Source organism: Streptomyces sp. NBC_01214, from assembly GCF_026340975.1.
Taxonomy (GTDB): domain Bacteria; phylum Actinomycetota; class Actinomycetes; order Streptomycetales; family Streptomycetaceae; genus Streptomyces.
The window spans coordinates 3,423,800-3,437,391 of sequence record NZ_JAPEOS010000001.1 but is presented as its reverse complement, the minus strand read 5'-3'; the positions used below and the strand labels follow the sequence as shown (position 1 = coordinate 3,437,391).

The window sequence follows — 13,592 nt, the reverse complement described above, 5'->3', positions numbered from 1 at the left end:
GCACCGCGTCGGTGCGGGCGTCGGCGCCGATGCCGGCGCCGGTCGTGCCGCACGGCGGCGGCCAGGTCGTATGGCCGTACATCAGGCCACCGCCTTTCCCGTCCCGGCCGGTATCCCGGCGACGACACCGAGGAGTCCCGCGCGGTCGACCACGCCGAGGCACCTGCCGTCTTCGACGACCCGCGCGTTCTCGCCGGTCCGGGCGACGGCCTCGATGGCCTCGTGGACGGTGGCGGTCGGGGCGAGCGCCGGGCCGGCCTCGGACTCGTCGGTGAGTGCGGGGCGCATCGCCGAGCGAACGGTCAGCACCTGCTCGCGCGGCACGTCCCGGACGAAGTCCCTGACGTAGTCGTCGGCGGGTGCACCGACGATCTCCTCCGGCGTGCCGAGCTGCACGATCCGGCCGTCGCGCATCAGCGCGATGCGGTCGCCGAGCTTCAGCGCCTCGCTCAGGTCGTGCGTGATGAAGACCATCGTGCGTCCCTCCTCCCGGTGCAGGCGCACGACCTCCTCCTGCATGTCCCGGCGGATGAGCGGGTCCAGCGCGCTGAACGGCTCGTCGAACAGCAGGACCTCGGGGTCCACGGCGAGGGCCCGGGCGAGGCCCACGCGCTGCTGCTGACCGCCGGACAACTGGCCCGGCCTGCGGTGCTCCATGCCGTCCAGGCCGACCTTGGTGACGAACTCGGCCGCCCGGTCGCGCCGTTCGCCGCGTCCCACGCCCTGGATCTCCAGCCCGTAGGCGATGTTGTCGAGCACCGTCCGGTGCGGGAGCAGCCCGAAGTGCTGGAAGACCATGGCCGCCCGGTGCCGGCGCAGCTCGCGGAGCCGGCCGGTGTCCATGGACAGCACGTCCTCGCCGTCGATGGAGATCGTGCCCGAGGTCGGTTCGATGAGCCGGGTGAGGCAGCGTACGAGCGTGGACTTGCCCGAGCCCGACAGGCCCATGACGACGAAGACCTCGCCCTTGCGGACGTCGAAGGAGACGTCGCGGACGGCGGCGGTGCAGCCGGTGCGCTCGCGCAGCTCGGCGGCGCCGAGGGCGGCGAGCTCCTTGTCGGCGGGCACGCGGTCCGCCTTCGGACCGAAGACCTTCCACAGGTCGCGGACGGAGAAGACGGATTCCGCGGAAGAGTGCGGCGGGGTGTTCATCGGGTGGTACCTCCCAGCAGGTCGGCGCACTTCTCGCCGACCATGAGCACGCCGATCATGGGGTTGACGGCGGTCATGGTGGGGAAGACGGACGCGTCGGCTATCCGGATGCCGTCGAGGCCCCGGATCTTCAGGTCGGGCGCGACGACGGCGAGTTCGTCACCTGCGGCCCCCATCCGGCAGGTGCCGGCGGGGTGGTAGACGGTGTGCGCGACCTGGCGGGCGTACGCGCTGAGTTCCTCGTCGGAGGTCACCTCGGGGCCCGGGCAGACCTCGCGCTTGAGCCAGCCGGCCAGCGGTTCGCTGGCCGCGATCCGCCGGGCGATGCGGATCCCGTCGACGAGGGTCCGGCCGTCGTAGTCGTCCTCGTCGGTGAAGTACCGGAAGTCGAGCGCGGGCTTGACCTCGGGGTCGGCGCTCGTCAGGTAGAGCCGGCCGCGGCTGCGCGGTTTGGGGATGTTCGGGGTCATCGACACGCCGTGCGCGGGCCGTTCGTACCCGAGGCGCTCCGGATGGTCGGTGAAGGGGATCTGGTAGAAGTGGAACATCAGGTCCGGGCCCTCGGCCTCGGGGTCCCGGCGGACGAACAGTCCGGCGTCGGAGTCCATCGCGGAGTTCTCCGGGATCGGCCCGTGCGTCTCCCACACGATGACCGACTCGGGGTGGTCGAGCAGGTTCTCCCCGACGCCCGGCAGGTCGTGCACTACGGGGATGCCGAGCTTCTCCAGGTCGGCGCGCGGCCCGATGCCGGAGTGCAGCAGCAGGCGCGGCGTGTCCACGGCCCCGGCGCACACCAGGACCTCGCGCCGGGCGCGTACGACGTGCTCCGCACCCTCCTTGGTGCGGATGTGCACGCCGGTGGCACGGGTGCCTTCCAGTTCCAGCCGGAACGCCCAGGTCTCCAGGGCTATGTGGAGGTTCGGTCGGTCCAGGAACGGGTGCAGATAGGCGACGGAGGCGGAGGAGCGCTTGTTGTTCTCCGGGTGGTAGGCGAGGTCGAAGAAGCCGACGCCTTCGTCGAAGGGGGCTTTGTTGAAGCCCTCGACCCGCGGCACGCCGAGTGCGCTCTGCGCCGCGTCGACGAAGTCCCGGGCGATGGCGTTCCGGTCGGCCTCGCCGACGGAAACGATGTTGTTGCGCAGCCGGGCGAAGTAGGGGTCCATGGACTTCGCGTCCCACCCGTCGGCGCCGGCGTCGGCCCACTCGTCCCAGTCGGAGGGAAGGGGTTTGAAGGCGATGAGGGTGTTGTGGGAGGAACAGCCGCCCAGCACCCGCGCGCGGCTGTGGCGGATGTGCGAGTTGCCCCGGGGCTGCTCGGTCGTGGGGTAGTCGTAGTCGAGCTCACCACCGAGCAGACCCATCCAGCGGCGCAGGGTGAGGACGTCGTCGCGGCCGACGTCGCTGGGGCCGCCCTCGATGACGGCGACGCTGACGTCGGGGTCCTCGGTCAGCCGGGACGCGATGACGGATCCGGCGGTGCCACCGCCGACGACGACGTAGTCGTACACGTGGTGCTCGTTCATGTTCAGCCCTTCGCCGTCGTTCCCGCGAACCAGCGCACGGGGCGCGGGGCGAGGTTCTGGTAGATGTGCTTGGCCTCGCGGTATTCGGCGAGACCGCCGGGGCCCAGTTCGCGGCCGATGCCGGACTTTCCGAAGCCGCCCCATTCCGCCTGCGGCAGGTAGGGGTGGAAGTCGTTGATCCAGACGGTGCCGTGCCGCAGCAGGCCGGCGACCCGCCGGGCCCGGTTTTCGTCGGAGGTCCACACCGCTCCGGCGAGGCCGTACTCGGTGTCGTTGGCGAGGGCGACGGCCTCTTCCTCCGTGCGGAAGGTCTCCACGGTGAGGACCGGGCCGAAGACCTCTTCACGGACGACGCGCATGCCGCGGTGGCACCGGTCGAGGACCGTGGGCCGGAAGAAGTAGCCGGGGCCGGCCGGCCTCCCGCCGCCCGCGCGCAGGGCCGCGCCCTCGGCGAGGGCGGAGTCCACGTACGCCTCGGTACGCGCCAGCTGGGCCGCGGAGACGAGCGGACCGCACTCGACGCCGGCGTCGGTGCCGCGTCCCAGCCGGATCAGTTCGGCCCGGCGGGAGAGCTCGGCGACGAAACGGTCGCGCAGCGGCTCCTCGATGATGAGGCGGGAGCCGGCGGAGCAGACCTGGCCGCTGTGGATGAAGGCGGCGTTGAGCGCCTGGTCGACGGCGGTGTCGAAGCCTTCGGGCGTCGAACAGGCGTCGGCGAAGACGACGTTGGGGTTCTTGCCGCCCAGTTCGAGTGCGACCTTCTTGACGCTGTCGGCTGCCGCCCGGGCGACCTTGGTGCCGCTGACGAGACCGCCCGTGAACGAGATGAGGTCGACTTGGGGGTGCTCGGCGAGCCGGGCGCCGACCGTGTCGCCGGGGCCGGTGACGATGTTGGCGGCGCCGAGCGGAAGTCCGGCCTCCAGGAGCAGTTCGACCAGCACGACGGTGGTCAGCGGGGTGATCTCGCTGGGCTTGATCACGAAGGTGTTGCCGGCGGCGAGCGCGGGCGCGATCTTCCAGCTGGCCTGGAGCAGCGGGTAGTTCCACGGCGTGATCAGGGCGCAGACGCCGACCGGCTCGTGCACGACGACGCTGCGGATCTCGTCCGAACCGGCGTCGACGGGCCGCCCCTCGACGTTCTCGTCCTCCACGAGGTCGGCGAAGTAGCGGAAGGCGTCGCGGACGCAGTCGACGTCGATGCGGCCTTCCTGCAGCGTCTTGCCCGCGTCCCGGCTTTCCAGGGCGCCGATCCGTTCGCGGTCGCGCTCCAGCAGTACGGCGACCCGGCGCAGCAGGGCGGCCCGCTCCGCGACGGGCGTGCGCGGCCAGGCACCGAAGTCGAAGGCGGCTCGCGCCGCGGCCACGGCGTCGTCGGTGTCCGCGACACCGCCCTCCGCCACGACCTCGAAGGGGGTCGCGTCGACGGGGTCGATGATCTCGCGCGTGGCTCCGGACAGGGCTGCGCGCCACTCTCCGCCCACGTGGATGGTCTGCTGTGCTGCCGTCACGGTACGTATTGCCTTTCGTTCCTTTGGGTCCCCCTGTCGGTCAGACCGACGTGGTCCGGCCGCCTGCCCCGACTCCCGAAACCCATGCGCAATGCATCGCGGAGAGTGTTCCGCTTCACTCGCTAAAGCACCCTAAATAGGGACATACGGCACAGCTCTTCGGTGTGAGGCCGACGCACCGCAGCGGCTCAGGAGGGGGGACGTCGCGGACTCACCCGTTCGGAGTACGTGACCCGCGGGACGACGGGTCGGGTGTTTGCGCAGGTCGGGTTCACCAGGGGCCGGGGGCGGAGGGGACGGAGCGGATCCCCCCGCAGGCAGCGCACCGGGGATGCCGTTTACCTGGCAGCACGCTTCCAGCGGACAGGAGGAGGAGCTCATGGCCAAGCAGGGCAGGAAGAAGGCCGCCTCACCCGGAGCGGCGAGGGCGAGGGCGAACCTGGAACGCGCCGTCGCCGACGTCGACCGCGTGCTGGGGCTGCAGGAGATCCGGACCGGTCGGGGTGGCGGCGCGGCGATCGCCGGCTTCCACAGCACCCAGTCGATCGGTTGCAGCACCTACAGCGTGGCCTGCCGCCCGGAGTAGATGTGACTCCGGAGATCCAGCACGTCCGCCGGGGCCGCCCACGCCGCCCCGGCGGATGAGCACCCGTGGAGCAGCAGGCGGCCATGGCCGCCCACCACCTCTTCGGCCTCGTCGACGACCGGCACTACGAGCCGCTGTCGCGCCGGGCCATCACCCCGCACTACCGCGACGCCCTTCAGCGGCTGCTGCCGGACACCTGGGTACTGGAACGCGGTGACGTGTGGCTGCACGCCCGAATGGTGGCGGGCGTGGCGGGCGTGGCAGGCACGTCGGGCGTCCCTCGGCGGACGGCCCCGCCGCCCACCCAAGGCTTCAAGATCCACGTCTCCTCCGCCCCCGCGCACGCCGTGCGGCTGTTCGATCTCGTCGTCCCCGTGTGCGCGGAGAACGGAGTCGAGTTCAAGACCGCCGCCGATCCGGTGATGCTGGGCGTGATCAACTCGAAGACCCAGGAACGCGGGTTCTCGGGCAAGTTCATGACGATCTATCCGCCCGACGAGGACGTCTTCGTCGGGCTGATCGAGACCCTCTACCGGCGAACGGTCGACGAGGCCGTCGAGGGCCCGTACGTCCTGTCGGACCGCCGCTACCGGGACAGCAAGGTCCTCTTCTACCGCTACGGGGGCTTCCGGCCACCGCGGCGGCTCAACATCGACGGTACGCAGAGCACGTTCCTGGTCTCCCCCGACGGCACGTACGTGGCCGACGAGCGGCTGCCGTACTTCCGGCTGCCCCCTTGGGTCCGCGACCCCTTCGCCGAGGAACCGGCCTCGGAGCCCACGGCGGAGCCCACGGCGGAGCCCGCGGTGGATTCCACTGGGGAACCGGCCGCCACCCTCCGAGACGGCCGCTACCGCATCGAGGGCGCCCTGACGTTCTCCAACGCCGGCGGCGTCTACCACGGCACGGACGGCGTCACCCGCAAGCCCGTCGTCGTGAAGGAGGCCCGGCGCCTCACCAACTGCTGGACGTCCGGAGACCGCACGGTCGACTCGGTCGACATGCTGCGCCACGAGTACGACGTACTGCGCCGGCTGGAGGGCCTGGAGTTCGTTCCGAGTCCGGTCGACCTCTTCCAGGAGTGGGAGCACACCTTTCTGGTCGAGGAGCGTGTCCACGGCATCGCGTTCCACGACTTCTGGGCACAGGACGACGTCATCCTCGCGCCGTACATCCGCCGGGAAGGGCGGGTGGAACGGTTCGTCCCCCGCTTCCGGGAGGTCGTCGGCCGCCTGATCCACATGATCCAGGAGGTGCACGCCCGCGGGGTGGTCCTCGGCGACCTGTCGCCGAACAACATCCTGATCGACGCCGAGACGCTCCGGATGTGGTTCATCGACTTCGAGAGCGCGGTCCACGAGGACGACGAAGCGGCGCTCCTGGCCTACGGCACGCGCTGGGGCACCCCCGGATTCCTCCACCCGGACCGCGCCTCCCGGGACCGGCTCCTTCCCTGTGACGACTGGTACGCCGCCGCCATGCTCCTCTACAGCAGCGTCGTCCCCGCCACCGCGTTCTTCGCCCTCAACCCCCGCGCGCAGGACCTCTTCCTCGACGAGCTCGTCGCGCTGGGCGTTCCCGCCCGGGTGAGGTCCGTCGTGTCGTGCCTGACCGCCGGCCGGGTGGACGAGGCGAAATCCGTGCTCGCCGACTGGGAGGACGGGTGACGCCGTGCGGCCCCTGACGAACGACACCCTCGCGTCCGAAGGGGGTGCCCCGGCCCACCCGGACGCGGAAGTACGGCGCACCCTCGGAGGCATCGCCGACACCCTGCTCCGCACCTACGACGCCCGGCGCACCGACCGCCTCTGGCCCGCCGACTACACGGTGTTCACGACGAACCCGCTCAGCGTGGCCTACGGGGCCTGCGGGCCGGCCCTGTTGCTGCGCTCCCGGGCGAGCGCCCGGGGGCCCGCCGCCGCGCTGCCCGCCGAGGTGACCGCCTGGATGCTGGGGCAGCGCCTCGGCACGGACACCTATCCGCCCGGGCTGTACGTCGGGCTGGCCGGCATCGCCTGGGCCTTCCACGATCTGGGCTGGGAGGACCGGGGCGAGGCCGTGATGGCGATGCTCCACTCATCGCCGCTGCTGTACGACGAACCGGGCATGTTCTTCGGAGTCGCCGGGTGGGGGCTGGCCTCGCTGCACTTCCACGCGAGGACCGGGAAGCAGGTCTACCTCGACCGCGCCGTGCAGGCGGGGGAACACCTGCTGAGGACCGCCCGGGAGGAAGGCGACACCTGCTACTGGCGGTCCTCCCACGACGACGCCCTCCACTACGGATACGGCCACGGGGCGAGCGGCATCGCCCTCTTCCTCCTCCACCTGCACCTGCTGACCGGCGACGCCCGCTTCCGGTCGAACGCCGTCCGCGCCCTGGAGTTCGATCTGGCCCGTGCGAGCGAGAGCGGTCTCGGCCTGCAGTGGCAGAGGGTCCAGGACGACCCCGTCGTGTACCCGTACTGGATCCACGGGGGCGCCGGCGTCGGCAGCGTGCTGATCCGGTTCCACGACCTGCTCGGCATCGAGCGGTACGGCGACCTCGCCCGCCGGGTGGCGGACGACACCTTCGTCAAGTACTCCTACTCCCCCGGCCTCTTCGAGGGCCTGGCCGGCATCGGCGAGTTCATGCTGGACATGTACTCCTTCACCGGCGAACGGGAGTACCGGGACAGGGCTCGCGACATCGCCGGAACCATCCTGTGGTTCCGGGTCGAGAACGAGGACGGCGTCGCGTTCCCCGGCCGCTGGCTCAACCGGATCGCCCACGACTACGCGACCGGCTCGGCGGGCATCGGCATGTTCTTCTCCCGGCTCGTGTCCCCGGGCGAACGTCCCTTCGTCGACCTCGGGCGGCCTTGAGTTCGGGCCACCGGCCTCCCGCTTCGCCACCCCGCTCGGCATCGGTGTCAACGGCTCGGGACCCCGGTCGCCTCCGACGGGACCTCAGATGGGGTCGGTCACGTCTCCCGGAGCGGTGCGTACGCCTCGGCTCCGATGCCGAACGTCCAGGCCACGCCCTGGCGGGCCGTCCGGGTCGTCGGCGGTACCCGCAGCCAGTAGGTGCGGCTGGTGCCGTCGGGCTCCGGCGTCGAGTTGACGACCTCCACCATCACGACGGCCTCGTCGTCCGGCATGGGTATGCGCCACAGGACACCCGTCTCGTCCCGGTGCACGGGGGCGGCCCCCGACTCCCGCAGGTAGCGGTCGTATCCGTAGAACTCCAGCATCACCCGGCGCAGTTCGGCGTTCTCCTCCTCCCGGATCCGCTCCGGCGTGAGCGTGCCCAGTCCCGCCAGGAACTCGGCGGGAACGGGCATGCCCCGCCACGCGTGCAGCGCGAACCCGTCGGGGAACGCCAGCGCCGGCCCGTCCCCGCGGTCCAGCCTGCCCGCCTCGTCGCGGTGCAGCTCCACCGGGCGCTCGCACAGCACGGCCAGCCGTTCGTAGGGCCACCACCAGCCGGCCGAGCGGGCCAGGACGCCGAGTCCGTGCAGGGGCGCGCCCTCGCGCGTGTCGAAGGCGCACAGCCAGGCCGCGTCGTGCTGCCCGAGCACCGCGTCCAGGAGCAGCAGCCGCAGCGACCGCTCCTCGGCCGCGGGGACTGCGGCCCCGGCCGTCAACTCCTCGACCAGACCGGTGCGGATCCGCTCCGTCAGGCGTTCCGTGTTCTCCCACAGGCGGCCGCCCGTCGCGCTCCAGTGCCGCCCCCAGCCCTGCGGGCCGAGCCGCCGCTGCACGCGGTCCCGTTCGGCCGCCCACGGCGCGCTGCGCACCGCCTCCCGCACGCCGCGCCCGCGCGCGGCCGGCCCGCACGGCCCGTCGTCCTCGCCGAGCAGGCGCACCGCCTCGCGGGGCGAGCCCGCCCAGACGATCCGCTCCGGCTCCGCCAGGCCCGCGGCCCGGTACGCGAGGCGCACCCCGGCCTCCGCGGCCGCCCGATCGGCCGGCCCGGTGGCCGCCGCGGCCGTCCGCCACACGTCGATGTCCATCAACACGATCCCCGATCCCCCACTGTCCGACACGCTGTCAGTCCGCCACGATCCGTACGGATCCGGGTATGTACTCCCGCTGCCGCACGACCCGGTACCAGCCCTTGGGCAGGGGTATCGCAGCGTGCTCCTCGTGCACCACCCGCCCGCCGTCCGGGAGGTGCAGCAGCAGCGGGCCGAAGGCTCCCGGTTCGCGGACGAGCCGCCCGGGCCCGAGCACGGCGTGGGCGTGCCCGGTGACCTCGCCCAGCGCGAGGACCATCCGGCCCCGCCCGTCCCGCGGCTCCTGGTCCGCGTCGGCCGCGTGCGGCGGCACCGCCGACTCGTCGAGCGGCACGATGAGCACGTCCCCCTGCCGGTACATGGGTGTCCCCTTCCTCCCGCGCCGCCCGGTGCGCCGCGTCCTCCTCCGAAGGTAGGGGGCGGGTCTGACAACGGCCTTCTTCCCGGCCCTTTCCCGGCCCTGCCTCGGACCCTGTCAGTGCCCCTTGGTACAACTTGCAGCACATCGGACGCGATAGGCGAGGAACGGCGGGCACCCCATGAGTCACCCGAGACACCTGACGGAATCGTGCGGGCTGCCCGTCTTCGATTTCCCGAGCCCGGAGGACTCCGGCACGACGCCCCTGCCCGCGGCGGACGCCGTCGCCTGGCGGATCTCCAGCGACAGCTACGACAGCGAGGAGAGCTGGACCGAGGTGTTCGCCCGGTTCCGCGCCGCGGTCGACACGACGGCGGTCCGTGCGATCGTCGTCGGTGCCTGGGAAGAGGCCTACGAGAGCGGGCCCGAGGAGATCATCGCCGCCCTCCTCGACGCACGCCCCCACCTGCCCGCGCTGCGCGGCCTGTTCCTCGGGGACATGCATTCCGAGGAGTGCGAGATCTCCTGGATCACCCAGAGCGACGTCGGCCCGCTCCTCGACGGCTTCCCGGAGCTGGAGGAGTTCGGCGTGCGCGGCGGCTCCGGGCTGGTCTTCCCCGCCGTCACGCACCACAAGCTGCGCTCCCTGACCGTCGAGACCGGCGGCATGCCCGCCGAGGCGGTCCGCGGCGTCGCCGCCAGTGACCTGCCCGCCCTGGTCCACCTCGACCTGTGGCTCGGCACGAGCGAGTACGGCGGGGACGCGACGATCACCGACCTGGCACCTGTCCTCGACGGCGACCGCCTGCCGCGCCTGCGTCACCTGGGCCTGCGCAACAGCGACATCCAGGACGAGATCGCCGCGGCCGTCGCGTCCGCTCCCGTCGTCGCCCGCCTGGAGACCTTCGACCTGTCCATGGGCGTCCTCACCGACCAGGGCGGCGCCGCCCTGCTCTCCGGCCAGCCCCTGACGCACCTCAAGAAGCTGGACCTGCACCACAACTACCTCGGTGGTCCGCTGCGCGAGCGCCTCCAGGAGGTCCTGGGCGGCGCCGGTGTCACCCTCGACCTGGACCGCGGCCACGCCGAGGAGGACGAGGACGACGGCCGGGTCTGGCGCTACGTCGCCGTCGGCGAGTAGCGCGCGGGCCATGACGGAGCACGCACCACCGCCGCGCTGGGCGGTCGTCGGCAACCCGGAGAACCGGCGCGTCGCCCTGTTCTCCGGGGCGGTGCGCGACGCCGGGCTGCCCGCGCCGCGCGTCGTGCCCTGGACGGACGTCCTGCGCGGGGGCGGCGCCGCCTTCGCCCGCGACGAGATCGTACGGATCGAGTCGCCCGGGGAGAACGCCGAGGTCGACCGGCTCCTGCGGGGCGCCGGGGACCCCACTCGGGTGGAGGGCGGCGCCCGCTGGTACGCCGCCTTCACGGCGGCCGTCCGGACGCTGACCGGCGGCCGGCGCCTCGACGACCCCGACGAGCTGGCCGTCCTCTTCGACAAGCGGCTCTGCCACGAGGCCCTCGCCCGCGCCGGGGTCCCCGTTCCGCGGTCGCCGACCTCCGGCGGCAAGGCTCCGGTGCGCGGCTGGGACGACGTACGGGCCCTCATGGCCGCGCACGACATGCCCCGGGTGTTCCTGAAGCCGGCCCACGGGTCCTCGGCCTCCGGTGTCGTCGCCGTCGAGACGGCCGGCGGGGGCCGGATCAGGGCGACCACCTCCGTGGAGCGCGCGGAGGACGGCCGGCTGCACAACTCCCTGCGGGTCCGGCGCCTCACGCGCGAGCCGGAGGCCGCCGCGCTCGTCGACGCCCTCGCCCCCGACGGGCTCCACCTCGAACGGTGGTGGCCCAAAGCCTCCCTCAAGGACGGGTCGGCCGACCTGCGCGTGGTCGTCGTGGCCGGTCGGGCCACCCACGCCGTGGTCCGCACCAGTCGGACCCCCCTGACCAACCTCCACCTCGGCGGCCGGCGCGGCGACCTCGCCGCCGCGGTCCGGGCCGCGGGCCCCGCCTGGACCGACGCCCTGCGGACCTGCGAGCGGGCCGCGGCCTGCTTCCCGGGCACCGCGTGCGTCGGTGTCGACCTGCTGCCCGCCGTCGGTTGGCGCCGGTTCGCCGTCGCCGAGGTCAACGCCTTCGGCGACCTCCTGCCGGGCCTGACCGGCCTGCCCGGCAGCGGCGCCGAGGGCCAGGACACCTACGCCGCGCAAGTGGCCGCCGCCATCCGAAGACACGTACAGCACCACCCCCCGAGGAACCACCGTGCACCCGCCTGAGTCCCCAGCGCTCCCGCTCCCCGACATGAACGAGGTCGTCGGCCGCGACGACCTGCTCCTGCTCACCCTGGACACCCTGCGCCACGACGTCGCCGTCGAACTGGCCGCCGCCGGGCGCATTCCGAACCTGGCCCGGCACCTGCCCGGGGGCGTCTGGGAGGAACGGCACGCCCCCGGCAGCTTCACCTACGCCTCCCACCAGGCGATGTTCGCCGGTTTCCTGCCCACCCCCGCCCGGCCCGGCCCGCACCCCCGGCTGTTCGCCGCCCGCTTCGCCGGCAGCGAGAGCACCGCCGGCCGCACGTACGTGTTCGACACCCCCGACCTGGTGTCGGGCCTGGCCGCGGCCGGGTACCGCACGGTGTGCATCGGTGGCGTCGGCTTCTTCAACAAGCAGGGCGCGCTGGGCGACGTCCTCCCGAGCATGTTCCAGGAGAGCCACTGGGAACCTGCCTTCGGCGTCGCCTCGCCCACCTCCTTCGAGGCGCAGGTCGAACGGGCCGAACGGGTCGTGGCCGCGCTCCCCGCCGACCGAAGGCTGTTCCTCTTCGTCAACGCCTCCGCGCTGCACCAGCCCAACTGGTTCCACCTCGCCGGTGCCACCGCCGAAGCGGGCGACACGCGCGCCACCCACGCCGCCGCCCTCGAGTACGTCGACCGGCACGTCGGCCGGCTCCTCACCGCCATGAGCTCCCGCCGCCGCTGCTTCGCGATCGTCTGCTCCGACCACGGCACCACCTACGGCGACGACGGCTACACCGGCCACCGCCTCGCCCACGAGGCCGTCTGGACCGTGCCGTACGCCCACTTCTTCCTGGAGCCGTCCGCATGACCGCCCCCGCACCCGCCCCGCTCGCGCCCACCGCGCCGCCGTCGGGCAGCCCGTACAGCGCCTACGTGTACGCGTACCCCCACAAGACCGCGTACCGGCCGCTGCCGGAGCGGCCCGCCCTGCGGGACCTGTGGCACGGCGAGCGCAAGGACGCCCTCTCGCTCTACCTGCACATACCCTTCTGCGAGGTCCGCTGCGGCTTCTGCAACCTCTTCACCCGCATCGGCGCCCCCGACGGGCTCACCGGTCGCTACCTCGACGCCCTGGAGCGCCAGGCCACCGCCGTCCGCGACGCCCTCGGCGACGACGGCCCGGTCTCCTTCGCCAACGCCGCCTTCGGGGGCGGGACGCCGACCTTCTTGAGCGCCCCCGAACTGGAACGGCTCTGCGACATCGCCGAGCGGCGCATGGGCGCCGACCTGCGCGCCGTCCCGCTCTCCGTGGAAACGTCCCCGGCCACCGCCACCGCCGACCGGCTCGCCGTCCTCGCCGAGCGCGGCGCCACCCGCGTCAGCATCGGCGTCCAGAGCTTCCTCCCCGAGGAGGCCCGGGCGGCCGTGCGCCCCCAGCGCCGCGCCGACGTCGAGGCGGCGCTCGGCCGCATCCGCGACGCCCGGGTCCCCGTCCTCAACATCGACCTGATCTACGGCATCGACGGCCAGACCCCCGCCACCTGGCGCACCTCCCTGGACGCCGCCCTGGCCTGGCGCCCCGAGGAGCTGTACCTGTACCCCCTGTACGTCCGCCCGCTCACCGGGCTCGCCCGGCGCACCGCCCTGACCGACCGGGCCTGGGACGAGCAGCGCCTGAGCCTGTACCGGCAGGGCCGCGACCACCTCCTCGCGCACGGCTACGAGCAGGTGTCGATGCGCATGTTCCGGCTGGCCGGTACGGCGCCCCAGGGCCCGGACGACCACGCCTGCCAGACCGACGGCATGATCGGCCTGGGGTGCGGCGCCCGTTCCTACACCTCCGCGCTGCACTACTCGTTCGACTACGCCGTCGACATGGGCGAGATCCGCGGCATCATCGACGACTACACCGCCACCGACGACTTCACCCGCGCCGTCCACGGCCGGCCCACCAACGGCGACGAGGCGCGCCGGCGCCACCTCCTCCAGTCGCTGCTCCAGGCACAGGGCATGCCGGTCGCCGACTACCGGGAGCGCTTCGGCGCCGACCCGCACGAGGACTTTCCCGCCGAACTGGCCGCGTTCGCCGCCCGCGGCTGGCTCGACCAGGACGGCACGGGCCCGCTCCTGCGCCTCACGCCCGAGGGCCTGGCCCACTCCGACGCGCTCGGCCCCGAGCTGTTCTCACCGGCCGTACGGGCCGCGATGGCCGCCTACGAGGCCAAGTAGC

The 13,592-nt window shown here is 72.8% G+C and carries 12 protein-coding genes; 7 read left to right on the top strand and 5 right to left on the bottom strand.

Annotation, left to right across the window (positions count from 1 at the left end):
* Positions 1-81: 81 nt before the first annotated feature.
* Genes OG594_RS16180 through OG594_RS16170 form a run of 3 tightly spaced genes read right to left on the bottom strand, consistent with a single transcriptional unit; the run spans position 82 to position 4,183 of the window.
* Positions 82-1,152, bottom strand: a complete 1,071-nt coding sequence (locus OG594_RS16180; RefSeq protein ID WP_266599439.1) for a glycine betaine/L-proline ABC transporter ATP-binding protein — start codon at positions 1,150-1,152, stop codon at positions 82-84.
* The gene (locus tag OG594_RS16175) at positions 1,149-2,675 is read right to left on the bottom strand and encodes a GMC family oxidoreductase (RefSeq protein WP_266599437.1); all 1,527 of its coding nucleotides are present in this window, start codon (positions 2,673-2,675) and stop codon (positions 1,149-1,151) included. The genes OG594_RS16180 and OG594_RS16175 overlap by 4 nt, the downstream gene beginning before the upstream one ends.
* Before the next feature lie 2 nt (positions 2,676-2,677).
* Positions 2,678-4,183, bottom strand: coding sequence for an aldehyde dehydrogenase family protein (locus OG594_RS16170; RefSeq protein WP_266599435.1), 1,506 nt, complete (start codon positions 4,181-4,183; stop codon positions 2,678-2,680).
* 379 nt (positions 4,184-4,562) lie between these two features.
* Between OG594_RS16170 and OG594_RS16165 the strand changes: the two genes are divergently transcribed.
* The 3 genes from OG594_RS16165 to OG594_RS16155 all read left to right on the top strand — a co-directional run bounded on the left by OG594_RS16165 (position 4,563) and on the right by OG594_RS16155 (position 7,631).
* Positions 4,563-4,769, top strand: a complete 207-nt coding sequence (locus OG594_RS16165) for a hypothetical protein (RefSeq protein WP_266599433.1) — start codon at positions 4,563-4,565, stop codon at positions 4,767-4,769.
* Positions 4,770-4,834: 65 nt separating this feature from the next.
* A complete protein-coding gene (locus tag OG594_RS16160; RefSeq protein ID WP_266599431.1) occupies positions 4,835-6,436 on the top strand; it encodes an RIO1 family regulatory kinase/ATPase in 1,602 nt (533 codons plus the stop codon).
* Positions 6,437-6,440: 4 nt separating this feature from the next.
* Positions 6,441-7,631 carry a lanthionine synthetase C family protein gene (locus OG594_RS16155; RefSeq protein WP_266599429.1) on the top strand — a complete coding sequence of 397 codons (1,191 nt, stop codon included), beginning with the start codon at positions 6,441-6,443 and terminating at the stop codon, positions 7,629-7,631.
* Between the two features lie 98 nt (positions 7,632-7,729).
* On the opposite strand, the gene OG594_RS16150 is transcribed toward OG594_RS16155, so the two are convergent.
* On the bottom strand, positions 7,730-8,764 hold the full coding sequence (locus OG594_RS16150; protein ID WP_266602932.1) for a DUF6745 domain-containing protein: 1,035 nt from the start codon (positions 8,762-8,764) through the stop codon (positions 7,730-7,732).
* Between the two features lie 34 nt (positions 8,765-8,798).
* Positions 8,799-9,125, bottom strand: a complete 327-nt coding sequence (locus OG594_RS16145) for a hypothetical protein (RefSeq protein WP_189734523.1) — start codon at positions 9,123-9,125, stop codon at positions 8,799-8,801.
* Between the two features lie 178 nt (positions 9,126-9,303).
* Here OG594_RS16145 and OG594_RS16140 point away from each other — a divergent pair, with 178 nt between their 5' ends.
* From OG594_RS16140 to OG594_RS16125, 4 genes are read left to right on the top strand one after another with little or no spacing between them, the layout of a single operon-like run.
* The gene (locus OG594_RS16140; protein WP_266599425.1) at positions 9,304-10,263 is read left to right on the top strand and encodes an STM4015 family protein; all 960 of its coding nucleotides are present in this window, start codon (positions 9,304-9,306) and stop codon (positions 10,261-10,263) included.
* A gap of 10 nt (positions 10,264-10,273) precedes the next feature.
* Entirely contained in the window at positions 10,274-11,398 is a 1,125-nt protein-coding gene (locus OG594_RS16135) for an STM4014 family protein (RefSeq protein WP_266599423.1), read from the top strand.
* Between the two features lie 25 nt (positions 11,399-11,423).
* A complete protein-coding gene (locus tag OG594_RS16130; RefSeq protein ID WP_266599421.1) occupies positions 11,424-12,230 on the top strand; it encodes an STM4013/SEN3800 family hydrolase in 807 nt (268 codons plus the stop codon).
* A complete protein-coding gene (locus OG594_RS16125) occupies positions 12,227-13,591 on the top strand; it encodes an STM4012 family radical SAM protein (protein WP_266599419.1) in 1,365 nt (454 codons plus the stop codon). The genes OG594_RS16130 and OG594_RS16125 overlap by 4 nt, the downstream gene beginning before the upstream one ends.
* The last annotated feature ends 1 nt before the right edge of the window (position 13,592 follow it).

Bases quoted from the DNA above. Each gene is read 5' to 3' on its own strand.
- OG594_RS16180 (WP_266599439.1), bottom strand. From the start codon at position 1,152: ATGAACACCCCGCCGCACTCTTCCGCGGAATCCGTCTTCTCCGTCCGC.
- OG594_RS16130 (WP_266599421.1), top strand. From the start codon at position 11,424: ATGAACGAGGTCGTCGGCCGCGACGACCTGCTCCTGCTCACCCTGGAC.
- OG594_RS16165 (WP_266599433.1), top strand. From the start codon at position 4,563: ATGGCCAAGCAGGGCAGGAAGAAGGCCGCCTCACCCGGAGCGGCGAGG.
- OG594_RS16145 (WP_189734523.1), bottom strand. From the start codon at position 9,125: ATGTACCGGCAGGGGGACGTGCTCATCGTGCCGCTCGACGAGTCGGCG.
- OG594_RS16140 (WP_266599425.1), top strand. From the start codon at position 9,304: ATGAGTCACCCGAGACACCTGACGGAATCGTGCGGGCTGCCCGTCTTC.
- OG594_RS16135 (WP_266599423.1), top strand. From the start codon at position 10,274: ATGACGGAGCACGCACCACCGCCGCGCTGGGCGGTCGTCGGCAACCCG.
- OG594_RS16175 (WP_266599437.1), bottom strand. From the start codon at position 2,675: ATGAACGAGCACCACGTGTACGACTACGTCGTCGTCGGCGGTGGCACC.
- OG594_RS16125 (WP_266599419.1), top strand. From the start codon at position 12,227: ATGACCGCCCCCGCACCCGCCCCGCTCGCGCCCACCGCGCCGCCGTCG.